Source organism: Mesonia mobilis DSM 19841 (genome assembly GCF_000423405.1).
Taxonomy (GTDB): domain Bacteria; phylum Bacteroidota; class Bacteroidia; order Flavobacteriales; family Flavobacteriaceae; genus Mesonia; species Mesonia mobilis.
The window spans coordinates 180,775-207,306 of sequence record NZ_AUHX01000004.1 but is presented as its reverse complement, the minus strand read 5'-3'; the positions used below and the strand labels follow the sequence as shown (position 1 = coordinate 207,306).

Annotated in this window: 20 protein-coding genes and 1 pseudogene; 18 read left to right on the top strand and 3 right to left on the bottom strand. The window is 35.4% G+C overall.

Annotation, left to right across the window (positions count from 1 at the left end):
* Positions 1–271: 271 nt before the first annotated feature.
* Positions 272–1,699 (top strand): annotated as a pseudogene (locus G551_RS15360) (MBOAT family O-acyltransferase).
* A 20-nt stretch (positions 1,700–1,719) separates the two neighbouring features.
* Positions 1,720–2,652 carry a hypothetical protein gene (locus G551_RS0103585; protein ID WP_156876751.1) on the top strand — a complete coding sequence of 311 codons (933 nt, stop codon included), beginning with the start codon at positions 1,720–1,722 and terminating at the stop codon, positions 2,650–2,652.
* A 1,035-nt stretch (positions 2,653–3,687) separates the two neighbouring features.
* On the opposite strand, the gene G551_RS0103570 is transcribed toward G551_RS0103585, so the two are convergent.
* The 3 genes from G551_RS0103570 to G551_RS0103560 form a co-directional block, all read right to left on the bottom strand.
* Entirely contained in the window at positions 3,688–4,389 is a 702-nt protein-coding gene (locus tag G551_RS0103570; RefSeq protein WP_027884276.1) for an ABC transporter ATP-binding protein, read from the bottom strand.
* Positions 4,390–5,665: 1,276 nt separating this feature from the next.
* The gene (locus G551_RS0103565; protein WP_027884275.1) at positions 5,666–6,433 is read right to left on the bottom strand and encodes an O-methyltransferase; all 768 of its coding nucleotides are present in this window, start codon (positions 6,431–6,433) and stop codon (positions 5,666–5,668) included.
* A gap of 269 nt (positions 6,434–6,702) precedes the next feature.
* Positions 6,703–8,568 carry an ABC-F family ATP-binding cassette domain-containing protein gene (locus G551_RS0103560; RefSeq protein WP_027884274.1) on the bottom strand — a complete coding sequence of 622 codons (1,866 nt, stop codon included), beginning with the start codon at positions 8,566–8,568 and terminating at the stop codon, positions 6,703–6,705.
* 111 nt (positions 8,569–8,679) lie between these two features.
* Here G551_RS0103560 and G551_RS0103555 point away from each other — a divergent pair, with 111 nt between their 5' ends.
* Genes G551_RS0103555 through G551_RS15335 form a run of 16 tightly spaced genes read left to right on the top strand, consistent with a single transcriptional unit; the run spans position 8,680 to position 26,523 of the window.
* Positions 8,680–9,477 (top strand): polysaccharide biosynthesis/export family protein, encoded by a 798-nt coding sequence (locus G551_RS0103555; RefSeq protein ID WP_027884273.1) that lies wholly within the window; start codon positions 8,680–8,682, stop codon positions 9,475–9,477.
* The gene (locus G551_RS0103550) at positions 9,477–11,924 is read left to right on the top strand and encodes a GumC family protein (RefSeq protein WP_027884272.1); all 2,448 of its coding nucleotides are present in this window, start codon (positions 9,477–9,479) and stop codon (positions 11,922–11,924) included. The genes G551_RS0103555 and G551_RS0103550 overlap by 1 nt, the downstream gene beginning before the upstream one ends.
* Positions 11,925–11,932: 8 nt before the next feature.
* A complete protein-coding gene (locus G551_RS0103545) occupies positions 11,933–13,210 on the top strand; it encodes a nucleotide sugar dehydrogenase (protein ID WP_027884271.1) in 1,278 nt (425 codons plus the stop codon).
* The gene (locus tag G551_RS0103540; RefSeq protein WP_027884270.1) at positions 13,210–14,187 is read left to right on the top strand and encodes an SDR family oxidoreductase; all 978 of its coding nucleotides are present in this window, start codon (positions 13,210–13,212) and stop codon (positions 14,185–14,187) included. The genes G551_RS0103545 and G551_RS0103540 overlap by 1 nt, the downstream gene beginning before the upstream one ends.
* 5 nt (positions 14,188–14,192) lie before the next feature.
* Positions 14,193–15,050 (top strand): ABC transporter permease, encoded by an 858-nt coding sequence (locus G551_RS15355; RefSeq protein ID WP_051191237.1) that lies wholly within the window; start codon positions 14,193–14,195, stop codon positions 15,048–15,050.
* A 2-nt stretch (positions 15,051–15,052) separates the two neighbouring features.
* Positions 15,053–16,279: an ABC transporter ATP-binding protein gene (locus G551_RS0103530; protein WP_036243246.1), complete on the top strand. Its 1,227-nt coding sequence runs from the start codon at positions 15,053–15,055 to the stop codon at positions 16,277–16,279.
* Positions 16,276–16,950 carry a sulfotransferase gene (locus G551_RS0103525; protein WP_027884268.1) on the top strand — a complete coding sequence of 225 codons (675 nt, stop codon included), beginning with the start codon at positions 16,276–16,278 and terminating at the stop codon, positions 16,948–16,950. The genes G551_RS0103530 and G551_RS0103525 overlap by 4 nt, the downstream gene beginning before the upstream one ends.
* Positions 16,947–18,023 (top strand): DegT/DnrJ/EryC1/StrS family aminotransferase, encoded by a 1,077-nt coding sequence (locus G551_RS0103520; protein ID WP_027884267.1) that lies wholly within the window; start codon positions 16,947–16,949, stop codon positions 18,021–18,023. The genes G551_RS0103525 and G551_RS0103520 overlap by 4 nt, the downstream gene beginning before the upstream one ends.
* Positions 18,020–20,017, top strand: coding sequence for an NAD-dependent epimerase/dehydratase family protein (locus tag G551_RS15350; RefSeq protein WP_169558807.1), 1,998 nt, complete (start codon positions 18,020–18,022; stop codon positions 20,015–20,017). The genes G551_RS0103520 and G551_RS15350 overlap by 4 nt, the downstream gene beginning before the upstream one ends.
* 7 nt (positions 20,018–20,024) lie before the next feature.
* Positions 20,025–21,020 (top strand): sulfotransferase family protein, encoded by a 996-nt coding sequence (locus G551_RS15345; protein WP_051191236.1) that lies wholly within the window; start codon positions 20,025–20,027, stop codon positions 21,018–21,020.
* Positions 21,021–21,992: a glycosyltransferase family 2 protein gene (locus G551_RS0103505; protein ID WP_027884266.1), complete on the top strand. Its 972-nt coding sequence runs from the start codon at positions 21,021–21,023 to the stop codon at positions 21,990–21,992.
* Positions 21,992–22,858: a glycosyltransferase family 2 protein gene (locus tag G551_RS0103500; protein ID WP_027884265.1), complete on the top strand. Its 867-nt coding sequence runs from the start codon at positions 21,992–21,994 to the stop codon at positions 22,856–22,858. The genes G551_RS0103505 and G551_RS0103500 overlap by 1 nt, the downstream gene beginning before the upstream one ends.
* Complete coding sequence (locus tag G551_RS0103495; RefSeq protein ID WP_036243240.1) at positions 22,855–23,781, top strand: glycosyltransferase family 2 protein; 927 nt, start codon at positions 22,855–22,857, stop codon at positions 23,779–23,781. Before G551_RS0103500 ends, G551_RS0103495 begins: the two co-directional genes overlap by 4 nt.
* A 10-nt stretch (positions 23,782–23,791) precedes the next feature.
* A complete protein-coding gene (locus G551_RS0103490; RefSeq protein ID WP_027884263.1) occupies positions 23,792–24,604 on the top strand; it encodes a glycosyltransferase in 813 nt (270 codons plus the stop codon).
* Positions 24,605–24,613: 9 nt separating this feature from the next.
* Positions 24,614–25,588 (top strand): glycosyltransferase family 2 protein, encoded by a 975-nt coding sequence (locus tag G551_RS16375; RefSeq protein WP_084626368.1) that lies wholly within the window; start codon positions 24,614–24,616, stop codon positions 25,586–25,588.
* Positions 25,585–26,523: a DUF6625 family protein gene (locus G551_RS15335; protein ID WP_036243237.1), complete on the top strand. Its 939-nt coding sequence runs from the start codon at positions 25,585–25,587 to the stop codon at positions 26,521–26,523. The genes G551_RS16375 and G551_RS15335 overlap by 4 nt, the downstream gene beginning before the upstream one ends.
* Positions 26,524–26,532 lie beyond the last annotated feature (9 nt).

Below are 26,532 nucleotides of genomic sequence, written 5' to 3'. Positions count from 1 at the left end.
CGACTCCTCTTCGGTAGGCCGTTTTTATGGGGAGTCGGTTTTAGTTGTTAGAGGGTAGAGGGGAGTTTTTGAGTTTAGAGTTTGCCTTCGCGGACTCAGGATTTTGGTTTTTGAGTTGATTTAATGAAGTTAATTGTGCTCTTATTCATGGGATCCCGGATCAAGTCCGGGGTGGTGGTGAAGTGAACTTGGATTTAAATAAAATCTTTATAACTCTTAAATTTTTAAATTAAATCGATAGTTTTGAAAACGGAATATTATCACCAATTGAATGTTATTTAATTCTTTAGATTTCGCGATTTTTTTGCCGATTGTTTTTGCGCTTTATTGGTTGTTGCAAAAACAGTTAAAGCTACAAAATTTACTCATTGCCATCGCTAGTTATATTTTTTATGGGATGTGGGACTGGCGCTTTTTGTTTTTGATCTTATTCAGTACGATCGTTGACTATACGATGGGAATTTTGATCGAAAGAGAAAATCAACAAACCAAGCGAAAACTATTTTTATGGGTGAGTATTCTCGTGAATTTAGGTTTTCTGGGTTACTTTAAATACTCCAATTTCTTTTTAGAGAACTTTGTCGGGGCTTTTCAGTTCTTTGGTCAAGATCTCAATTTTCGAGGCTTAGATATTGTCTTGCCGGTTGGGATTAGCTTTTATACGTTTCAAACCTTGAGTTATACTATTGATGTTTATCGAAAAAAGCTTGCGCCTACCAAAGATTTTATTGCCTTTACCGCTTTTGTGAGTTTCTTTCCGCAGTTGGTGGCCGGGCCTATTGAACGTGCTACGCATTTATTACCACAATTTTACAAAAAGCGACAGTTTGATTATGATCTGGCGGTTAACGGCATGCGACAAATTTTATGGGGTTTGTTTAAAAAAGTAGTGATTGCCGATAATTGTGCACAATTTGTTAATCAGATTTTTAACAACTACGAAGATTATAGCGGGAGTACTTTAGTTTTAGGCGCTGTATTTTTTACGTTTCAGATCTATGGTGATTTTTCAGGGTATTCTGATATTGCTATTGGGACATCCCGACTCTTTGGTTTTGATTTGATGCGTAATTTTGCCTATCCTTATTTCTCTAGAGATATTGCTGAATTTTGGCGACGTTGGCATATCTCCCTTTCGACATGGTTTCGGGATTATCTGTATATTCCTTTAGGAGGAAGCCGAGGCGGAATGTGGATGAAAGTGCGGAATACGTTTATCATCTTTTTAGTAAGTGGTTTTTGGCATGGCGCTAACTGGACGTTTATTGTTTGGGGTGGTCTTAATGCGCTTTATTTTTTACCTTTATTGTTAAGAGGAAATAATCGAAATCATTTAGAAGTCGTGGCTTATGATCGGTGGTTTCCTTCTTTTAAAGAGCTATTTCAGATCGGGATCACTTTTATTTTAACTGTATTTGCTTAGATCTTTTTTAGGGCTGAGAATTTAAGCCACGCATTTGGGTTTATTCATCGTATTTTTTCTCGTGGTCTATTAGACTTTCCCTCTGTTAGACCTACCTACTTATTTATTTTGCTTTTATTTTTCTTGTTACTTGAATGGTTAGGGCGGAAGAATCAATTTGCTATTGAAACGATAGAAGGTAAATCTAAGGTTCACTATTTTATCTATTTATTTATTATCTATTTAATCTTTGTGTTTTCTGGACAAGAACAAGAATTTATCTATTTTCAGTTTTAATTTTTGAAAATTATATTGCTATGAAAAAGTTTTTAAGGAGAATCTTGTTGTTTTTTATATTAATACTTTGTTTTACTAGTTTGGTTAATTTTCTCTTAGACGTAAATACAAGGAGAAAATCTAAATTTGATATATCAAACTCTTCCAAATTGATACTTTTAGGGCATTCTCACCCTGAATGTGCTTTTAATGATTCATTAATTAATGGTTTTAAAAATTTTGCAAGTTCTGGAGAATCGTATTTTTACACCTATCCGAAAGTAAAAGAATTAATTAGAAATAATCAATCTATAGAAACTGTTTTTATTGAATTCACGAATAATCAACTGCATAAAAATATGGATAATTGGATATTTGGAAAAAAGTATATAAATCATCGTTATCCAAAATATTCAGCATTTTTAAACAATGAACAAGAATTAACTTTGTTAAGAAATAATCCTTTAGAATATATTAATTCTATTTCTCAGGCTAAAAAAAAGCAATTATTTCGAATCTTGACTCAAGATTATAATCTAATTAATGAGATAGGAGGCTATAGATATTTAGAAAAATTTAAAATAGATAGTATATTGAAATCTCACGATTCAGATATAAAACCCTTAGAAAGCTGTGAGATTTCAGAAATAAATTTATTCTATTTAAGAGAAATAATCAATTTTTGTCATCAAAACAAAAAACAAGTTTACTTGGTTAGATCTCCACAACATAAAAAGTATTATGGAGGAGTAAATGAAACACAATTTGATTCTATTCGATTGAAGAAATTTTCAGATGTAGAATTTTTAGATTTTAATAGGTTTCCATTAAATAATAAAGATTTTGCTGATTTAGAACATTTAAATTTTAAAGGAGCTCGTAAATTTTCAATTTTTTTTAACTCTTTACTTCAGGGTGGTCTCTTAGAAAAAAGTATCGATGATAAACAGAAATTTATAGATTTAAGGTTTTGAGTTTTGTGCATTTTTACGAATAAATTTTAATTATCTATTTTCTCCACTAAATTCGAATGACTTTTACGTATGCTTTTCTTTTGCATCGCCCAAGTGTACATTCCTCTCCCTTGCGGTTGTCGGATGCAGACTTTCCACACCAGCGCTAATTTTTTGGTTGATTTTCTAGGCTCATGAAAAGTATGCTGCATTTTTTAGTTAAATTCAAACTTCCAAATTCCAAAAAACTAACGTCTAAGCTCTAGTCTCTAGTTTCTATAATCTCAACATCTTTCAGTATACATTTTACAATATACTTTCTTGCTGTCATACCGAGATATCGAGGTATCTTTTTCAATTTCAATTTCGAATTCATGTTCTTTTCTTTTGCATTGCCCAAAAGAAACAAAAGTCTAGGCTTACGAAGCTTCCTCTAAATTTATCGTTCGACACCTAAATTTCAGGAACTCGCTATCGCTCAGACAGCCTGAAATTTTACGGTGTTTTCACTTCAAATTTTACGACTCATCTTCGATAGGCCGTTTTTTGGGGAGTAGGTTTTAGGTCATAGAGGTAGGAATAGAGTTGGAAGTTGATGATTGAATGAAGTTCAGGATGAAAGATTTCTCGACTCCGCTCGAAATGAAAATTGGAGGATTTTTATAAGAGCGTATAGAATCTAGAGGCTAGAAGATAGACTTTTGGATTGTGGTTTTCGGCTGTTCGAGTATTCGTGTTTGCGAGTTTTTGGGTTGATTTAGCGAAGTTATTGTGTACTCTTGTTCATGAGATCCCGGATCGAGTCGGGGATGGCGGATTCTTCGACAGACTCAGGGTGAAAGTTTTGGAAACGAATATAGATTCTAGAGATTAGAACATAGACTTTTGGATTATGGTTTTCGGGTATTTGGGTATTTGTGTTTGCGAGTTTTTGTGTTTGTGAGTTTTTGTGTTTGCGAGTTTTTTTGGTTGGTTTAGCGAAGTTATTGTATGCTCTTGTTCTTGAGATTCCGGATCAAGTCCGGAATGACGTCATTATATTGGAGAGGTGAGTTTTTATTGAATATTTTGAAAGCTCTTTCGCTCATCTTTTTCAATTATACCATCTCTTAGTCTAATTACACGATGCGCGTGTTCTGCGATGTCTTCTTCGTGGGTTACTAAAATAACCGTGTTGCCGGCAGCATGAATTTCATCGAACAAATTCATGATCTCTACCGAGGTTTTTGAATCTAAATTTCCGGTGGGTTCGTCGGCTAAAATAATAGAAGGTTTATTTACTAAAGCTCTTCCTACTGCAACGCGTTGGCGTTGCCCTCCTGAAAGCTGATTAGGTTTGTGATCCATACGATCGGCTAGACCCACATTTTTTAATACTTCAGCGGCACGTTCGTTTCGTTCTGTTTTGCTTTTTCCGGCATAGATCATTGGTAAAGCTACGTTGTCTAAAGCTGTTGTTCTCGGTAATAAATTGAACGTCTGAAAAACAAAGCCGATCTCTTTGTTTCTAATTTCAGCTAATTGATCATCGGTCATCGTGCTTACATCGGCGCCATTTAAACTGTAACTTCCCGAAGTTGGAGTATCGAGGCAACCTAACAAATTCATTAAGGTCGATTTACCGGATCCGGATGGCCCCATAAAAGCTACATATTCTCCTTTTTCAATAATTAAATCGATTCCTTTTAACACTTTTACTGTTTCTTGACCGAGTTGAAAATTTCGCGTAATCCCTTTAATATCGATGACGTTGTTCATAGCTGCTGATTGTATCTAAAGGTAAGACGATTTTTTTTGAGGTTTGTTACATTTTGAGTTTTTGAGTTTGTAGTGGGGATAGGTTTTAGGAGGTAGGGAGTTGGAAGTTGGAAGTAGAAAGTAGGGTGGTTTTTCGATTTCTTAGAATATTGAAGTGTTCGAGTATTGGTGTTTGCGAGTTTTTGAGTTGTCCTTCGACAGGCTCAGGATGACATTTAGAAAATAGAATCTAGAGGCTAGAGTATAGACTTTTGGATTTGTATTAGTGAAATTGTTTTGTGTTCTTATTCATGGGATCCCGGATCAGGTCCGGGATGACGGTTTTTTCTTTTGCATTGCCCAAGTGTGCATTCCTCTCCCTTGCGGTCGTCGGATGCAGGCCTCCGTTGCAAGCCAGCACCTTAAGTTATTGCTTGATTTTCTATGCTCGTGAAAAAGTAGGCTGGGAATTTAAATTGAAGTTGAAATCGAACTTGAAGCTGAAAGTTTTATCGGTTTCATAAGATGATCATATTTATGTGTTCGAGTATTCGTGTTTTTGTGTTGTCATGCAGAACGGAGCGATAGTGTAGTGAAGCATCTTTCGACAGGCTCAGGGTGACATTTAGAAAATAGAATCTAGAAGTTAGATCATAGACTTTTGAATTTTTTTAAGTGAAATTGTTTTGTGCTCTTATTCATGGGGTCCCGGATCGAGTCCAATTATATTTTTCTTTTGCATTGCCTAAAAGAAACAAAACTCTAGGCTTACGAAGCTTCGTCTAAATTTATCGTTCGGCTCCTAAATTTCAAGAACTCGCTATCGCTCAAACAGCTTGAAATTTTACGGAGTCTTCACTTCAAATTTTACGACTCATCTTCGGTAGGCCGGGGTTTTGAAGATGAACTTGAAATTGAAGTCGAAGTCGAAGAGGTTTTAGGTATTTGAGTTTGCGAGTTTTTGAGTTTTGAATTTTGAGTTTGCCTTCGCGGGCTCAGGATGACTTTTAGAAAATAGAATCTAGATCATAGACTTTTGAATTTGTCTAAGTGAAATTATTTGTGCTCTTATTCATGGGATCCCGGATCGAGTCCGGGATGACGGAGAGGAATTGATCCTTCGACAGGCTCAGGATGACGGGGTTGGAATTTGAAATTGAAGTCGAACTTGAAGCTGGAAGATTCTTAGAAATATTTGATGACCGTCAGAGAGTCTAAGAGTAAATGAGTTTTTTACTGATTGATCTAATGATTTTTTATAATTTCAGAAAATCGATTTTAGTTTCTAGCTTCTAGCTTAAACTCTAATCCTGAAATGTTCTTTTTCCTGCTCTTTTCTAAAGAAAACTAAGCCCCAGTGAAAGGTATCGATGGTCACGGTAACTTCAGGATGGTTTTTGATTTCTTGCCAAGCTTCTTGCATCGCTTTAGACCAATAAATATCATCAAAAATAAATAAGCTTTCGTTGTGCTTAAGCTTCAGCAGTAATTCAAAATTTTTTAGGGTAGCTTCTTTGGAGTGGTTTCCGTCAATGTAAGCCACATCGATTTTTTGCTGGTATTTTTTCAACACCTCTTCAAACTTTCCCGTTTTTAATTCAATATTCGTTAGATCGAAATTGTTGAAAGCTTCTTCAGCGATTCGAGCGGTTTCCGAGCAGCCTTCAATCGTTAAGACTTCTAGGTCTTTGTTTGCGACTAAACTTGAAGTTGCTAATCCTACAGAAGTACCTAATTCTAAAGCATTTTTAAAGTTTAAGTAGTTAGCGATGCGGAATAACAATTTGCTTCTTTTCCAAGAAATCCCCGCATTTTTAGCGATTGCTGAAACTTTGCGTTTATTCGATTTAAATACTCTCGAACCTGCACCAAAATCGGTTACTTCAATAAGTTCCTGATTCTGAAAAATCTTCTTTCGGTAGTCAGCGATTTTTTGATATGCTGCTTTGTTTTTGGTATCGTAAAAACACTTGGTTACCAAACCATACACGAAAGGTGAGTGAACTCCGTGTTGGTTGCTGGAGCTCCATAAAAATTTAAAATAAGATTGAAGTTGAAACCACATTTTAGTTAAGAGTTAGATTGTTCGTGATGAAGGTAAGTTTATTTTGAATTTGATCCTTCGACCAGCTCAGGATGATATTTAGAAAATAGATTCTAGAGAATAGAACATAGACTTTTAAAATTGTATTAGTGAAATTGTTTTGTGCTCTTATTCATGAGATCCCGGATCGAGTCCGGGATGACGAGGTGGACTTGATCCTTCGACAAGTTCAGGATGGCAATTTAAATTAAAGTCTAAACTCTAGTGTCTATGGTCTAATCTCTTTTTATTTACTCTTCCATTTTAGCTAAAAGATCGAACCAGCGTTCTGTTTTTTCTTCAATGCTATCTTCTAATTTTTGAAGCGCTATCGATTTGTCTTTAATTTCTTCTTCGGTTAATTCCTTTAAAAATTCTTGCTGAAGTTTTTCTTTCTCTTTCTCCAGTTTCGAAATGTCTCGTTCTAGTTTTTTATATTCTTTCTGTTCGTTATAGGTGAGTTTTTTCTCTTCATTCGAGGTTTTCCAATCATTTTTAGGTTTGCTCTCTTTTTCTGTTGAAGCTGTTTCATTGGGAGCACTTTCTTCGTAAACTCGATAATCTGAGTAATTCCCGGGGAAATCTTCGATTACTCCTTTCCCTCGGAATACAAACAAATGGTCTACGATCTTATCCATAAAATAACGGTCGTGGGAAACTACGATTAAACAACCCGGGAAATCTAAGAGAAAATTTTCCAAGACATTCAAGGTAACAATGTCAAGGTCGTTGGTCGGTTCATCTAAAATTAGAAAATTAGGATTTTGGATGAGTACCGTACATAAATATAAACGTTTACGTTCACCACCGCTGAGCTTTTCTACATAATCGTATTGTTTTTTACGATCAAATAAAAAGCGTTCTAATAATTGTTGTGCTGAAATTTGGCGTCCTTTTTTTAGCGGAATGTAATCTCCAAACTCCCGAATCACATCAATTACTTTCTGGTTTTCTTTTGCCTGAATCCCTTTCTGGGTGTAATAACCAAACTTAATGGTCTCACCGATTACAATTTTACCCGAATCGGGCTTGATGGCTCCGGTGAGCGTATTCAAAAAGGTAGATTTACCGGTTCCGTTTTTACCGATGATCCCTAAACGTTCGCCCGGTTGAAAGTTGTAACTGAATTTGTTGAAGAGTTCTTTTCCTTCATAGCTTTTAGAAATGTTGTGAAGCTCAACTACTTTGTTGCCCATCCGCTCCATATTGATCTCGAGCTGTACCACGTGATCTTTTCGGCGTTTGGAAGCTTTGGCTTTAATTTCTGAAAAGTCATCGATTCTCGATTTTGATTTGGTGGTACGTGCTTTGGGTTGGCGGCGCATCCAATCGAGTTCTTTTTTATAAAGTTGCTTGGCTTTATCGGTATTTGTTTTTTCAACTTCTACCCGAGCTTCTTTCTTATCTAAGTAATAGCTGTAATTTCCTTTGTAATTGTAAAGTTGTCCGTCTTCCAATTCGATAATTTCATTGCACACGCGCTCTAAAAAGTAACGATCGTGGGTCACCATAAATAAGGTGAAATTTTCTTTTTTAAAGAAACTTTCCAACCATTCGATCATTTCTAAGTCTAAGTGGTTGGTAGGTTCGTCGAGAATCAGTAGGTCGGGTTTATCTAATAAAACCGTGGCTAAGGCCAGACGTTTTTTTTGTCCGCCCGATAAATACTTCACCTGTTTCTCTAAATCGTCTAATTTAAGCTGAAATAAAATTTGCTTGTAGGTGGTTTCAAAATCCCAAGCTTGTTTGGCTTCCATCAGGTCGAAAGCTTTTTGCATGCTTTCGGTGTCTTCCGGATTTTTTAGCGCCTTTTCGTATTCATTAATGATCTTTAAGACTTCATTATCGGAAGCAAAAATCGTTTCCTCAATACTTAGGTTGGGGTTAAGGTTAGGCTCTTGTGGTAAAAAGGCAGTTTTGATCGATTTGCGGTAATTCACTTCTCCCTGATCGGGTTGATCTTCTCCTGAAAGGATTTTGAGGAGGGAAGTTTTTCCGGTTCCGTTTTTAGCGATCAAGCCTATTTTTTGCCCTTCATTAATGCCGAAGGATAAGTCTTTGAAAATTATTCGTTCTCCAAATGATTTGGATATGTTTTCTATCGAAGCGTAATTCAATTTCTTAAAATTTTTACAAATTAAGGGGAAAAAAATGAGTTATCGATGGGGAAGTTTTTTTATTAATCCTGAAAAACTATATTTGTTGTTGATTCACACTTAATCGCGAGAATGAAATATATTAGCGTACTTTTATTAGTTTTTCTAGTATTTAGTTTTGGTTCCTGTATTAGTACTAAGCAATTGACCTATCTTCAGGAGCATGAAAACGAAATTGACAGCCTCATCGCGGTACAACGCATGCAAAAGCCTTATCGTTTACAGGTGAATGATCTGTTAAGTATTCGGGTGAAAGCTTTGGACCAAGAATTGGTAGGGATGTTTAATCCTATTGATGAAGGTAATGCAAATGCTACCGGTGAACAAAAGTTATATTATGATGGGTTTCGTATAGACCCCCACGGAAATATTCGTATTCCTACGCTTGGAGAATTAAATGTATTAGGGTATACGGTAGAAGAGGTACGCGAAAAAATAGAGAGCCGACTACTCGAAGACTATTTTAAGGAGGAAGCAAATATTTTTGTGACGGTAAAACTCGCTGGGATTCGGTATACCACCATCGGGGAAGTAGGTGCCGGGAGCCAAGTGATCTATAAAGACGAAGTAAGTATTATGGAAGCTATTGCTAATGCCGGTGATATTACTACGGTAGGTGATCGTACCGATGTCATGATCTTGCGGCAATATCCGGGAGGGCATCAGGTGCATCATATTGACCTCACCGATATAAATGCGGTGCAATCCCCTTATTATTATATACAACCTAATGATCTGATCATGGTGAAGCCGTTACCGCAAAAGTCGTGGGGAGTAGGAGAAACCGGTTTGCAAACGTTTACCACTGCAGCTTCGATCGTAACTTTGTTTACTTCATTATTGTTAATATCTAATCGATTGAGTCGCTAATGGAAGAGGAATTTGAACAACAAGGTGCCGGGATTAATTTTGATTTTAAAGGCTTTTTGATCCGAATTTTAAGCTATTGGTATTTATTTGTCATTTGTATTCTTATCGGTTTAGGGATCGCTTATTATGTAAATGTGCGTAAACTGCCGGTGTATCGGTTAGGCTCGATGATTAGTATTAAGGATGATCAAAATCCTTTTTTTACATCGAATACCAGTTTAACCTTTAACTGGGGTGGGATTTCGGATAAGGTGAATACAGCAGTAACTACTCTGAAAACGCGAAGCCATAATGAAAAAGTGGTCGAAGAACTTCAGTATTATATTCAATACCTGAAGGAAGGCGAATATCAAAAGGTGGATGCCTACGGACAAACCCCTTTTACAGTGGAGATCGATACCATGGCCGGACAGTTACTGAACCATCCTCTTCGTATCGAATTTTTAAGTGATTCGAAATATCAACTATCTTTGACTTTTGAGGAGCCTCCGAGTGCCGGAAAATTGATGGTATATGATACGAAAGAAAAATTTCCAATTCAACTCGATCAAAACTATTCTTATAAGTTTGCTCTGGAAGAGGAGGTTGAAACTCCAATATTTAAAGGAGTATTGCATACGAACGGGTTGCGGGCTCAACAAGGAAATGTATTTTATGTTCAGTTTTTAGATTTTAATGCTGTTGTCAAAAAGTATGAAAATATTTCTGTAGGGACTAGTTCCAAAGGAGGGTCTATCATTGATCTAGCCTTGGTTGACGGGAATAAGGCTAAGATTGTCGATTATTTAAATACTACTGCTAAGGTATTAAGCCGAGATATGCTTCACCGTAAAAATTTGTTTGCCACCAAAACTATTCGGTTTATCGATAGCAGCTTAGCAGTGAAGGCCGGAGAGCTGCAGGCCGTGGAAGAGGAAATGAACGACTTTATGCAGCAAAACCAAATTATTGATCTGACTACGGAAAGTGCCTCTTTAAAGACAGAATTAAATACCTATGACCTAGAATTGCGGGAACTGGAACGGCAATTGGATTATTATCAAAATTTGGAAAGTTATTTGCGTTCACGTTCTGACTATTCTCAGGTTCCGGCTCCCTCGGTTTCCGGAATTTCTGAGCCGAGTATTTCTGGCGGGGTATCCCGAATTATTGCTTTGGCCGAGCAACGTAGCAAGTATCAGTATAGTACGAAAGCCGATTTTCCAGCTTTTGGAGATATTGATCGCCAGATTAATGCTACGAAAGAGGTGTTGCTGGAGAATATAGAAAGTTCAAAGCAGTTACTACAACAAGAAATAAGTGGTGTTCGGAAAGAAATTAATGATCTGGAAGCACAGGCTCGGCAATTGCCCAAAGAGCAGCAGGATCTGTTAAACATCGAACGTCGCTATCAAATTAGTGAGCAAACCTATAAACTCTTTTTATCGAAACGTAACGAGGCCGGCTTGGTGAAAGCAGCCAATGTAAGTGATGTGCAGGTGATCGATCGCGCGAAAGATGTGGGTGGCGGAAAGATTGGTCCGAATACCGAACTAAATTATGTAATGGCATTAATTTTTGGGTTTTCGATTCCTTTGGTGTTTGTTTTTTTGATTGTTTTTTTTGATAACCGTATTCATAGTGTTCAGGATGTGGAACGTTTGTCACAAATTCCAGTCTTAGGATTGATCGGGAAGAGTCGACAAGATAGTAATCTGGTGGTTTATAATCGTCCTAAATCTTCAATTGCCGAAAGTTTTCGAGGTTTACGGACCAGTTTACAGTTTATTTATAAACGTAAAGGGTTAGAAGGAAGTAAAACCGTTTTGTTGACCTCGTCGGTAAGTGGAGAAGGGAAGACCTTTTGTTCCATGAACTTGGCTTCGGTGTTTGCGTTAAGTGGAAAGAAAACCGTTTTGGTTGGGTTAGATTTACGAAAACCTAAGATCTTTAATGATTTTGAAATCAAAAATGAAATAGGAATCGTGAATTATTTGGTGGGGCAGCAAGATTTAGCGTCCATTACTCAGGCTACTCGTTATGAAAATTTAGATGTTATTACTGCTGGCGCGGTGCCGCCTAACCCCTCGGAATTGTTAATGAGTGAGCAAATGGATGAATTGATGGAAGCCTTAAAACATCAATATGATTACATTATTTTAGATACGCCGCCTATCGGGTTAGTTTCTGACGCCTTAAATTTATTTCGCCATACCGATGCAACACTTTATGTGGTTCGACAGAATTATACCAAAGACCCCATGTTAAATGTAATCAATGAAAAATACCGTAAAGGCGAGGTGAAAAATGTAAGTTTTGTCTTGAATTATTTTCAGCAAAAGGCGAAATACGGTTACGGCTATGGTTACGGCTACGGCTATGGTTATGGGGATACCTATGGAAATGGCTATCATGAAAATGAACCCTCCAATTCTTTTTGGTCTCGAATATTTAAATCAAAGAAATAGTATTTTTTATGAAATTAACAGAAGTACAAATTGGTGTTATTGGGCTAGGCTATGTGGGCTTGCCTTTAGCCGTCGCTTTTGCAGAAGAATATCCGACTTTAGGGTTTGATATTCATGCTCAGCGTGTGGATGAACTAGCCGGTGGAAGTGATCGTACTTTAGAGGTAAGTGATGCTGATTTACAACAGGCTTTAAAGGGGCAATTGCAAGTTTCTTCAGCAGAAACTGATCTTGCTCATGTGAATTTTTATGTAGTGACCGTACCGACGCCCACCGATCATAATCATAACCCGGTGCTGACTCCTTTAGAAAAAGCGAGTGCGAGCATCGGGAAGTATTTGCAAAAAGGGGATGTGGTGGTGTATGAATCTACCGTTTATCCCGGGGTAACCGAAGAAGTTTGTGTTCCTATTTTGGAAGAAGTTTCCGGATTAAAGTTTAATGAAGATTTTTTTGTGGGCTATTCCCCTGAACGTATTAATCCCGGGGATAAAAAACATACGGTTAAACATATACTTAAAGTAACCTCGGGTTCTACTCCTGAATATGCTGGTTTGATCGATGAAGTCTATCGTTCGGTGATCACGGCCGGTACACATTTGGCCCCTTCGATAAAAGTGGCTGAGGCGGCTAAGGTGATTGAGAATTCTCAACGAGATATTAATATTGCTTTTGTGAATGAGCTTTCGAAAATCTTTCGTTTACTAAACATTGATACCGATGCCGTATTGGAAGCGGCGGCTACCAAGTGGAACTTTATTAAGTATACGCCCGGTTTGGTCGGGGGGCATTGTATAGGTGTCGATCCTTATTATCTGGCGCAAAAAGCGCTTCAAGTAGGCTATAACCCTGAAATCATTTTAGCCGGAAGGCGAATGAATGATGGGATGGGGAAGTATGTGGCACAAGAGGTGATCAAGTTGATGGTGCAAAAAGAGGCCAAGATTAAAAATGGCCGCGCCTTAGTGCTAGGGATTACCTTTAAAGAAAATTGTCCGGATATCCGAAACACGAAAGCTATTGATGTAGTGCGTAGCTTAGCAGAATATAATTTACAAGTCGATGTTTGTGATCCTTGGGCGAACCCTGAAGAAGTACAATCTTTATTTGGTTTTTCTTTACAGGAAGATTGTAGCCAGCTTGACACCCGATATGATGTTATTGTATTGACCGTTGCTCATCAGGAATTTTTAACACTCGACCTTACAAAACTTAAAAATGAATCTGCGGTGGTGTTTGATGTGAAATCATTCCTGCCGTTCACCGAAATAGATGCCCGTTTATAATGTTTGAACATTCTTATCATACTGAAGATTTACAACATACTTCTTTTTTAGTGACCGGAGGTGCTGGTTTTATCGGTTCTAATCTCGTGGCTTATCTGCTGAAGTATCAGGCGAAAAAAGTACGCGTATTAGATAACCTTTCTAATGGTTATTATGCGAATATCAAAGAATTTGAAACGTATCCCAATTTTGAGTTTATGGAAGGGGATATTCGAGATTTGGATATCTGCCGGAAGGCTGTGGAAGACATGGATTACGTAAGCCATCAGGCTGCTTTGGGTTCGGTGCCCCGTTCAATTAATGATCCGATTACTTCTAATGCTGTGAATGTAGGCGGTTTTTTGAATATGCTGGTGGCCGTTAAAGAGAGTGCTACGGTAAAAAAAATGATATATGCGGCCTCGAGTTCTACTTATGGCGATAGCCGTAGTTTGCCTAAAGTGGAAGAAATTATCGGAAACCCTTTATCACCTTACGCTGTTACTAAGTATGTAAATGAACTGTATGCCGATGTCTTTGCCAAAACTTATGGTATCGCTACGATCGGATTGCGTTATTTTAATGTATTTGGTCCTAAACAAAGCCCTAATGGAGCTTATGCTGCGGTGATCCCTTTATTTATGCAAGCGCTTAAAGAGGGTGTGCCTCCTACCATTAATGGTGATGGCGAACAAACCCGAGATTTTACCTATGTAGAGAATGCCGTACAGGCGAATATCCGTGCTTGTTTTGCTTCTACGGAAGCTGATAATGAAGTCTATAATATAGCCTATGGCGAACGAATTAGTCTTAACGTGTTATGGGAGAGTTTGCAAGCTGCTGCTCAATCTGAGCTCACCCCCAATTACGGACCGCCCCGTGTAGGTGATGTGCGGGATTCTTTGGCTAATATTGAAAAGGCCAAAGGTTTGTTAAAATATACCCCCTTGTTTGATGTACGTCAAGGACTTCATTTAACTTGGCACACTTTTAAATAAATTACATGAAACACTTAAAACCTTTGGAGAAAGTCTATCAAAAAGAGCAAGGCTTAAGCTTTTTGAGGTTGATCATTGACAGTCTTCAGGATATTTATCGTTCCCGTTTTTTGTCTCGACAATTGGCCGAGCGTGATATAAAGGCGCAATACCGGCAATCGATCTTAGGGATTTTTTGGGCATTCGTAACCCCTTTAGCGACGGCTTTTGTATGGATCTTCCTTCGAAGTTCAGGTACGGTAGAGCTTACTGATACTGGTATTCCTTATCCTTTATTTGCGTTTACCGGTACCTTGCTCTGGTCTATTATTATCGAATCGGTAAATTCTCCTATCACCTCTACAAATAGCTCAAAATCTATTTTGTCTAAAATTAATTTTCCGAAAGAAGCCTTGATTGTGTCTGGCGTGTATAAAGTCTTGTTTAATAGTCTTTTTAAGTTTTTGTTGCTATTGGTTTTTGTTTTTTATTTTGGAGTAGGTTTTCACCCTTCTTTATTATTATTTCCTTTAGGGATTTTAGTGATGGTTTTTGTGGGAAATACGATTGGTTTATTGATCACCCCGATAGGGATGTTGTATACCGATGTGGCAAAAGCGATAAAATTTGGTTTTCAATTCTTAATGTATATTACGCCCGTGGTTTATGCCGTTTCAGAAAAGGATGGACTGATGAAAACCGTGATGGAATGGAATCCTTTTACTCCATTGATCTTAACTGCCCGCAGTTTGGCCGTAGGAACTTCTCCTGAGTATCTCACCTATTTTTGGGTGGTCTTAGCTTGCTGTGTTCCGTTATTTTTATTAGGCTTGGTGTTTTATCGGATCTCGATCCCAATTTTTGTTGAACGTTTAAGTGCATAATAATGGCGGAAGAAAAGCAAAAAAACGAAGTTCTTGTCGAAGTAGAAGGCGTTTCTAAAAAGTTTTGTAAAGACTTAAAAACCAGTTTGTGGTACGGAGTAAAAGATCTTTGGTCGAATGTAGGCGGAAATAAACAGGAACGCCAGTTACGCCCCAAAGAGTTTTGGGCTGTTAAAGATATTAGTTTTCAATTGCGACGTGGGGAGTGTATTGGGTTGATTGGCCATAATGGTGCCGGAAAAAGTACCCTTTTAAAAATGCTGAACGGGTTGATTAATCCTGATGCCGGTAAGATTACTATGCGTGGTCGGGTAGGCGCATTGATCGAACTGGGAGCCGGGTTTAACCCAATCTTAACCGGGCGTGAAAACATTTATAATAATGGCGCTATCTTAGGTTTTACCCGTAAGGAAATCGAAGAAAAAATAGAGGCTATTATAGCCTTTGCCGAGATCGAAGAGTTTATCGATATGCCGGTACAACATTATAGTTCTGGGATGAAGGTACGCTTAGGTTTTGGGGTTGCCGCACAGATGGAACCCGATATCTTGATTATTGATGAAGTGTTGGCGGTAGGTGATCTGGGTTTTATCTTGAAATGTTTTAAAACGATTGATGATATTTTACCCAAAACGGCTGTGGTGTTTGTTTCGCATAGTATGCCCATGGTTTCTCGTGTTTGTTCACAAATTATCCTGATGGAAAGAGGTCGGGCTCAATTTCAGGGAACAGAAGTTTCTAAAGCTATTGACTTGTATTACAACCGATTTACTAATAATGAATCGAATGAAGTTTTCAATGATGGGAGCTTAGAACTTGAGCATGTTGAGCTCATAAATGCTAATTCTGATAAAGTTGCTCCTGATACTTTATTGCAATTGAAGTGGGGAGATCCTTTAGCCTTAAAATTTAGTTTTAAATTACCAGCCTCAAAAGCTATTCCTAAATTTTCTGTCATTATTTTTGATAAAGAGCAACGCCCTGTTGCTGTCTTTGAAAAGAATACTTTAAACTCTCCTATTCGTATTACCGGTGATCGTTTAGTGTTTAAATTACATCATCCTAATTTACAATTATCTAAGGGAGTTTATTCTATTAATATTTCAGCTTCAGATATGCATAGTGGAAGCCCTAAACTTAGAATTAATAATGTGCTTTCTTTTCAGGTGTTGCACGAAGAGGAAATTTGGCAACCCTTTTTATTGAAAACAACTTATGAAAGTGTATGATTAAATTATTTGATTCCCTTCAGCCCTCAAAAGAAAAAATTTTTTGTATTTCGTTTCAGCGAACCGGGACTACCTCTGTAGGTCAATTTTTTAAAGATTTTGGCTACCGTGTTGCCGGATACAATGCACAACGAAGTACAGCTTGGTCTAAATTACGATTTTTAGGCGATTTTGATGCTATATTTCATTCTTCGGCGTTTAAAAAATCTCAGGTTTTTGAGGATAACCCATGGTTTTCTCCAGAATTTTATAAAATTTTATATCATCGTTTTCCTGCTTCAAAATATATCTTATTTACGCGTGATGCTGATCTTTGGTTTGATTCCATGGTTAACCACTCTCAAGGCAAAACTTTAGGGAATACCTACCGACATTGTAAAATGTATGATCGAGAATTAGAGTTTTTTGAAAAGTTTCCTGATTATAATTGCTACGAAAACTTACATGCAATTGATAATTTACTTGATTTAAATGAATCTCATCGGGAACATTATACCTCTATTTATCGTCGAAGAAATAAAGAAGTAATCGATTTTTTTAATTATGTGTCTCCAGAATCTTTATTTGTGGGACAGTTGGAAGATCCTGATAAATGGCAAAAATTAGGCGGTTTCTTTAATTTAACGGTACCTGAAGATTATTCTGTACACTCTAATAAAACAAAAAGATGATTAATGTTACCCAAACCTTTTTACCTCCACAGGAAGAATATCAGGCTATTTTAAAGCGTGCCTGGGATGCTGTTTGGTTGACTAATCGGGGGCAATTGGTTAAGGAGTTAGAACTTAAACTGCAAAATTATTTGTGTTCTGTGCCCTTATTAGCAACTACTAATGGTACCCTACCTTTGCAAATCGCCTTAAAGGTTTTGGCTAAGCAGGGCGAAGTGATCACGACTCCTTTTTCTTATGTGGCGACCACCTCTAGTATTGTTTGGGAACATTGTACGCCGGTATTTGTTGATATTGATCCTGAATATTTAACGATTGACGAAACTAAAATTGAAGCGGCGATCACCTCTAAAACGACGGCTATCTTAGCCACTCACGTTTTCGGTAATCCTTGTGCGGTGGAAGAAATTGAACAAATTGCTCAAAAGCATCAGCTTGCCGTGATCTATGATGCTGCTCATGGTTTTGGGGTGAATTACAAGGGGAAATCGTTGTTTAACTATGGCGATGTAAGTACTTGTAGTTTTCATGCGACTAAACTTTTTCATACCGGTGAAGGTGGGGCTTTGTTTTGTAAGAATGAACAATTGATGCAGCAATGCTTTTATCATCATAATTTTGGGCATCAAGGACCAGAGGCTTTTCAGGGGATTGGCATTAACGCTAAGATGAGTGAATTACAAGCTGCGATGGGTTTAGCGGTATTGCCTTATATGAAAGAAATTATTACTAAGCGTCAAGTTGTGGTGAATACTTATGATGATCAATTAAAGTTTCGGGATTTTAAAAAATTAAGAATACGGGAAGGAACCGAGTGGAATTATAGTTATTATCCTATTATATTTGAGGAAGAAAACAAATTAGTAAAGGTTAAAGAAGCTTTGTTGGAAGAAGGTATTAATCCTCGACGTTATTTTTACCCTAGTTTACATCAATTACCTTATGTGGCTCAAGTAGAGGTACCCGTTTCTGAATCTATTTCTAAAAGAATTTTATGTTTGCCGTTATCTTCAGAACTGTCAACGGCACATACAAATTTAATTATTCAAATTATCAATCAACAACTTGTATGAAAAGTATTAGAGTAGGTATATCATCCATAGGAAGTGGAGTAGGGCAATCAGTAATTAATTCCTGTAGACTTTCAAGTTTACCTCTTTATACAGTAGGTTTTGGTACAAACCCAATGGCTTATGGTTTATATGAATGTGATACTTATGCCTATACCAAGAGTTTTTACGATAAAGGGTATATCGAAGATGTAATTGCAAAATGCAAAGAATATGAGATCGATATATTTTTTCCCGGTCATGATGATGATGCGCATATTATATCAAAGCATTTAGGGCTATTTAAAGAAAACAATATTGCTGTGCCTGTTTCTCGACAATCTTTGATTGATTTATGTAGGGACAAAGAGCTTATGAGTAATGAGTTGAATAAAATGGCAAACATTTTTGTTCGCTCTTATGATAAGACTTCGTTTTTAGCGGCTTATGCACAAAAAGAGATTGCATTGCCTGTTATCGCTAAGCCTAGAGATGGTTATGCCTCTAAAGGAATAGCTATTATCTTGAAAGAGGATGATTTTGATCATATTAATGAAATCCATATTGTACAAGAATTGGCAGTGCCACATCAGGATGATCCATTAAGGGCACAATTTGATAAGCAATTAAAGCAACATATTAATCCTCAAATTTCAGAAATCTCTATTCAGCTTGTTGCTGATCGTGAAGGAGAAATTGTTGGAAAGATGATATCTTATAATAAACTCAATAATGGCGTACCTATAGAGATTATTCCCTATGAAAACAAGGCGGTATGGGAAGCTATCACTCCGCTGTATCCTGTATTTAAAAAATTAGGCTTACGTGGACCTTTTAATCTACAAGGAAGGTTTACCGATCAAGGCTTAAAACTTTTTGAAATGAATGCCCGTTTTACCGGAATAACCGGTTTACGAGCTTATATGGGTTTTAATGAAGTAGAATACTGTATTAAAGAATGGTTAGGTTTACCTATGCAGAATGATCCTTTGGTTTTGAATTATAATCATTTTGGTATCCGTCAAACTGCAGACAAATCTATTTCTTTAACTAAAAATCCTGAGGTTAAAAAGTTTTACGATCAGATCAATAAAATATGTATTAAACCTCAACAAAATATTTTGGTTACCGGAGCTACCGGATATCTTGGTAGAAATCTTATTACTAAGTTACTTAAAGATTATCCAAGAACTTATAGCATCTGGGGCTATGTACGAGATAAGGCTGTTGCGCTTAATTATTTTGATCCTTCTTTAGTGAAGTTGTTTGATTATCAAGATTTTAAGAAAGGTGTGCTTTCTTTAGGAAACGTAGATGTTCTATTGCACGCCGGGTTTACTCGCCCTCATGGAACAGATAAAGAAATCGCTGAAAGTCTAAGCTTTACGCAAGAGTTATTTACCAAGGCTATACAAAATCAGGTTGCAAAAATTATCAATATTTCTTCACAAAGTGTTTATAGTACACAAACCGGTACTCCTCATTTGGAAAGCGAATTGGTTTCGCCTGAAAGTTCTTACGCTATTGCTAAATATGCTTCTGAATTATTATTGAAATCTTTAGCAAATACACAGCCACACATAAATTATACGTCAATACGTTTAAGTAGTATTTCCGGAGGTTTAGCTGGTTTTAATGAAAGAGACTTATTAAGTAAGTTAGTAACCCAAGCCCAAAATGCTGAAGTTTTAAAAGTTTATGACGGGCAACAAGATGTAGTACGTTTAGATATTCGAGATGCAATAGATGCTCTGGTACAGGTTATTCAAAGTTCTGATACTTTTGAGCCGGTTTATAATTTGGGAAACGAAAAAGTTTATACTTTGAGTGAAGTTGTAGATCAAGTGATCGAGGTTTCCACGTCTTACACGACAAATCTATCTCCAAAAGAACATGTTGAAGCACAGGTAAGCGCCAAATTTGGAATGAACAGTGCTCTTTTTCAAGAAACATTTTCTTGGAAATCACGTTATGCATTAAGCGAAACGATCGCTTCGATATTTGAATATAAAAAGTAGAAAGAAGATGAGTTTTGAAAAAAATAAAAGTTTAGACGAGGCTTTAGTGCACTTAAATGATAAGCTATTTCAATTAGAGCAATTAGAAATGGAGCGTGCAGAAAGGCCTCCATTCCCTAATTTATTATTAATGGGTAATCCTAGGTCAGGGAGTACCCTGTTTACACAGTGGATGGCTACTCAAGAAAGCTTTGCTTACCCTTCTAACTTTTTATCGAGACTCTATAAAGCCCCTTATTTAGGAGCCTTAATTTACGATATTGTCACTAAACCCGAATATCAATATCGAAAGGAATTTGAGGATATTAACGGTTCAGAAATTGCACTGTCTTCTTCTATCGGGAAAACCTCAGGTTTTAAAGCACCACACGAATTTTGGTATTTTTGGAGAAGGTTTATCAATTTTCCACAAGTACCTATGGGACAAGATGATTTTACACAACAATTTGATTTTGAAAGTGCCAATCAGGAACTCAGTTTGATACAGAAAGCCTTTGGGAAGCCTTTTCTTTTAAAAGGAAAAATTTTAAACTGGTACTTAGCGAGTACTTCTGCTTCTTTAAAAGATGTGATCTACCTTCATTTATATAGAAATCCTGTTGCCACCAGTCGCTCTTTGCTGAACGCTCGAGAAAAATGGACCGGTTCTAAAGAAAACTGGTTTTCATGGAAACCGCGGGAATATGAAATTTTAAAAGATTTGGATAAATACCATCAAGTAGCCGGGCAAGTTTATTTTATAGATAAAGAAATTTTAGCTCATCGGGAATTATTAGGCGATCGGTATTTAGGTTTTAGTTATGAGGAATATTGTAGCGAACCGAAACGGATTTTTGATCTTATTGTTGAAAAAATTAAAGCTTTTTCTCCAGATTTTAAACCCGCTGTTTACAACGATAGTTTTGAGTTTAAAATCTCCAATCCCGTTTCTGATGAAGATGAGCATCTTAAGGCTGCTTACCAATATTTTGAAGATACTTATGGTAAATTAAATTTTAACTAAATGGATATTGCTAAAATTTTTGAACAGCGATTTCAATTAGAAAAAGAGTATTTGGGTATCGATAAAGCGGTACATTCGATCGAACCCGTGGTTTCTGTTTGTGTAGCAGCTTACCAACATGTGAATTATATCGAAGAGTGTCTCGAAGGTATTTTAATGCAGCAGACCACTTTTCCTATTGAGATTATTATTGGCGAAGATGGCAGTAGTGATGGTACTCGAGAAAAGTGTATGGCCTATGCTGAAGAACATCCTGATAAAATACGTTTATATTTACGAAATAGAGAAAGCTCTCAATTATTAGATGAAGAGGGTACTTATATTACCCGTTTTAATGGAAAGTGGAATCGTCGTGCTGCACGTGGTCGATATATTGCTATGTGTGAAGGTGATGATTATTGGACTGATCCTTTAAAACTACAAAAACAGGTTGATTTTTTAGAGGCAAATTCTGATTATGTTCTATCATTCCATCCCTGTGATTTTTTAAAATATGGTAATTTTATTCGACAGGAATTTAGTAAGATAGATTATGAGTATCATATTTATAATCTTTTAACTAAATGGAATATACCAACTGCATCAATGGTATTTAAAAATTTTAAAACTCAGAAATATCCTAACTGGTATTTTGAATCTGCTAGTGGTGATATTGCTATTTCAATGTTATTATTTGAAAAAGGTAAGTTTAAACTTTTACAAGATTATATGAGTATTTATCGTGTAGAAGGGCAGGGAGTTTCTGTCTTTCACAAGGGATATCGTATGATCCATTACCGTGCTAAGTTTTACTCAAATTTAAATGAATATTTTGACTATAAGTATGAAAAAGAAATCTATGATGCTTTAGCATTTATATACAATAAGTTTTCTAAAGCTCAACAACCTAAAAAGACCTTAACATTGGAGGAGGTTTCTATAAAAACTCATCTTCAGTTAGTTTTGAAAAAATTAAAGCAAAAGCTTTTATGATGAAAACTCCCACTTTCCCTTTAGTCTCTATCTGTATTCCTATTTATAATGGCGAAGCCTTTTTAGCAAAAGCTTTGGCATCGGTAACAACACAGACCTATCCCAATTTAGAAGTGGTGGTTAGTGACGATCGTTCTTCTGATGCTAGTTTAGCCATTGTTGAACAATTTCAACAAGAAGTCGACTTTCCTGTACGTATCTTTTCTCATGAACCTCAAGGTATTGGTGCTAACTGGAACCATTGTGTTGCCAAGGCGAAGGGGCAATATATCAAGTTTTTATTTCAGGATGATGTTTTGCTACCCACTTGTGTTGAAAAAATGGTAGAAGCTTTTCAGCAATTTCCTGAAGTAGGATTGGTCGCTTGCAAACGTGATTTTATTTTGAATAAAGAAAAAGATGAAGCTACTGAGCGTTGGCTTAAATCTTTTGGAGATTTACAAGCGCACCTGGAAGGTGATGACCAGAACTTATTATTTTTGGATCATCGCATTTATGGAAGAAAGGACTTTCTTAAATCTCCAAAGAATATTGTGGGAGAGCCAACTACTGTTATGTTCTCCAGAAATATCATTAATAAAATAGGTTGGTTTCGAGAAGATTTTAAACAATCGTTAGATTATGAATTTTATTATCGGGTTTTAGTTTTTTCTCAAATTTTAATTTTACCGGAAGTCTTGGTTCAGTTCCGACTTCACGAAAAGCAAGCCACTGAAGTAAATAGATCTAACAAAATTTTAGATTATGATTTGTATCCTGAAATAGTCTACCAATCTTATAAAAAATTTTTGCATCCTGAAGTACGAAAAGAACTATGGAGAAAATATAGTGTTACCGGTAGAATAATTACTAAATTCGGGCTATGATTGTAAGTGTAATTATTGTAACTTATAACGGCATGCAATGGTTGGAGCGTTGTTTGGCATCGGTACCTGAGTCTTATGAACTGGTCATCGTCGATAATCATTCTACCGATGATACTGTAGCGTTTATTGAAGAGAATTATCCGAAGGCAAAACTATTTAAAGAAAAACAAAACCTAGGTTTTGGGCAGGCCAACAATAAAGGGATTCGTTACGCTTTAAAGCAAGGAGCAGATTATGTGTATTTGTTGAATCAAGATGCGTATTTAGAAACAGATACTATCGAGAAATTAATTTGTGTATATTCTAATTTTCCAGATTATGGTATTTTAAGCCCTATACATACCAATAAAAATAAGACGAGGTTAGATCAGAATTTTTCCAATTATTTGAATTACAAGAGTAACAGTGATTTTTATTCTGATTTTGTACTAGGGAAATCTATTGCTGAAGTTTATGAGGTGCCTTTTGTGAATGCCGCCGGTTGGTTGATTCCTAAGAAGACCTTAATAACAGTTGGAGGTTTTGATCCGATTTTTTTTCATTATGGAGAGGATGATAATTATTGCCAACGGGTAAAATATCACAATAAAAAAATAGGTGTTGTACCTTCTGCATTTATGGTACATGACAGGGAAGATAGGATTAAAGCAAAATTTAAGAGAGGAAGTAAGGAATACTTTAGTGAGTTAGAGAAAAAACTGAAAGTAAATTTAGCTGACATTAACAATTCTCAAGCTATGGATGAATTAAATAGCTTAATTTTAAAAACAAAGAGAAATTACTTAAAGCAATTATTGTCGTTCAAGTTTGGAAATGTTAATTATCATAAGAAAAAATTGCTTATGCTTTACGCTATTAATAAAGAAATTAAGCAATCGAGGGTAAAAAATAAATTTGGAGGGTACATTTATTTCTATAATTAAAAATTAAAAAATGAATCACTTTTTAATAACTCGTTTTAACGTTAAAATAAAAAATTGGAAAAATTCCAAAAAAGGAGAGGAAGTTCTTACTGATAAATGGTTGAAAGAACGTTTCTTTCTATTTGAAACTTATTGTTTACCTTCTGTAAAAAATCAAAGTAATTTAAATTTTAAATGGTTTGTTTTTTTTGATAAAGATACTCCAGAAATTTATAAAAATCGTATTCAGAAGATCGCTAACAACTTTCCTAATTTCATCCCTGTTTATATTCAAGATATTACTTTTTTAAATTCTTCGTTTAAACAATGCATTACAAATAATATTATTGACCCCAAAAAAAACATTATTACTACTCGATTGGATAATGATGATTTAATTCATAGAGAATTTATAGAAACTATTCAAAAAAATTATGTAGATCGGGATGGGGTTGTAATAGATCTAAGAAGAGGGTACCAAGTTGCCTTAGGAGAACAAAATGATCAGATAAGAATATTCGACTTCCCTTTCAATCCTTTTGTAAGCTATATTGAAAAATATAAAGAAAATTTACAGACGGTAATGTATCAGCAACATAGAAGCTTTAAGTATAATAAAAATCAATTAATTATTGATGAAAAGCCTTTGTGGATTGAACTTGTTCATGAGAGTAATAAATATAATACTGTACGACAAGATCATTTTAGAATTAAAAATTTTAATAACAAAGATTTTGGTATTTCAACTTTTCATTCTTTTAAAGAAGATAAAGGAAAGGTCTTTTTTCACAATTTTAAATTAAGTATATTAAAAAAGGTAAAACGAATAAAAAAGAAATTTTAATTGTATAATATGTTGGCTAAACCTCTTGTTTCAATTATTATCCCTACTTATAATCGTGCTGAGCTTATTGGAGAAACTATAGATTCTATCATTTCCCAAACTTACAAAAATTGGGAATGTATTATTGTTGATGATGGTAGTACAGATCACACGGCAGAAGTTATTGAAAACTATTGTAACAAAGATACTCGTATAAAATATTATGTTAGAAAAAAAAAATATATGGCAGGAGGTAATGGAGCGCGGAATTATGGATTTGATTTAAGTAAAGGGGAGTATGTTCAATGGTTTGATAGTGATGATATTATGCTACCCAATAAAATTAATGATGATGTGCAAGAAGCAATAAAATATAATCTTGATTTTGTAATTTCGTCTGGTTATAGTTCGAATTTTAATTTAAAAAACCTGAGAAAAAAAGTTATAACTATCAATGATGACTTATATATTAATTATACTACATGGCAAACAGAGATTTTTTTACCTTCACTATTTTTTTTAAAGCAATTTATATCAAAATTTGATTTATTCGATGAAACTTTATCACGAGGCCAAGAAAATGAATTTTTTTCAAGAGTGTTTTTTCTTTCTAGAAATTTAGCCAAATACAAGGTGTCAAGAAAATATAATTATATTTATAGGCAACACGGAGGTAATAAAAAAACAAATCAAAAAAAAAGTTATGTAAGTAGCTACATTAAATCTTTCGCATATTTATCATTAGTAAATATGGAAAGGGGATTTAAAATTAAAAATAAAGAAGTTTTAAATTTTCATTTTAATAACTTGAAAAAATATTTCTTTTTGTCTTTAAATAATAAAGATATAAAAGTTTCTAAGTTTATTTATCTGAATTTAACAAAGAAGTTACTTGCAACTAATCTTAAAATTGGTATTATTTTTTGTATAGTAGGATTTTGCTCTTTTATTAAAGGGCAAACACCGTATAAATTAAAAAAAACTTTAGCTAACTATAGCTTATGAAATCTATATTGTTAATAATCCCCTATTTTGGTCAGTGGCCTTTGTGGTTTGATGCTTACTTGACTTCGGTAAAACATAACCCGACTATCAATTGGTTATGCCCGACAGATTGTAAAATTCCTGAAGAATATCCTGAGAACATTAAATTTCTAAAAACCGATATCAAGCGTTTAAATAAACACGTTAATCAAGTGGTGGGTTGTAATGTACCCTTAACCCCACGAAAATTCTGTGATCTAAAACCTGCTTATGCAGATATTTTCGAAGAAGAAATTAAAGCTTATGATTTTTGGGGCTTTTGTGATCTAGATATTATCTGGGGGGATATTCGTCAATTTATGACTCCCGAGCTTTTAGCTAATTATGATATTATCTCTTCTCGAAAGGAAGCGATTTCTGGTCATTTTAATTTATTTAAAAATACACATGTATTAAATACTTTATATCGAAAAATACCCAATTATAAAAAATTATTTGAATACCCTGAATTTCAATGGACTGATGAGCAGGTACTTACTCGATGCTTGAAAGAGCATCCTAATTTTATAAATTTAAGTTTAAAAATATATTGGGAAACTATTTTATGTAATCAGGAGCGAGGAAGAGATTCTCATCAGGAATATGAATATAATAAATGGAAATGGGAAAATGGGAAGATGATATGTTTGAAGACAAATCAAAATGTAATGTATTTACATTTTATTAATTGGAAAAGAACCATGCAATATTCTGAGGTGCTTTATCGAGATCAACCTGATTTTTTCTATATTTCATTTAATGGTATGCATTATCAGTTACATAGCATAATTCAACGTAGAAAACGAGATTTTATAAATATTTTTAAAGGATATAACATACAAGAAAAACAAAGGATTAGAAGATTAAAATTAAAAAGCTTTTTAAAAAAGATGAAAAGAAAACTGAAATTGAATTAAATCCATTTA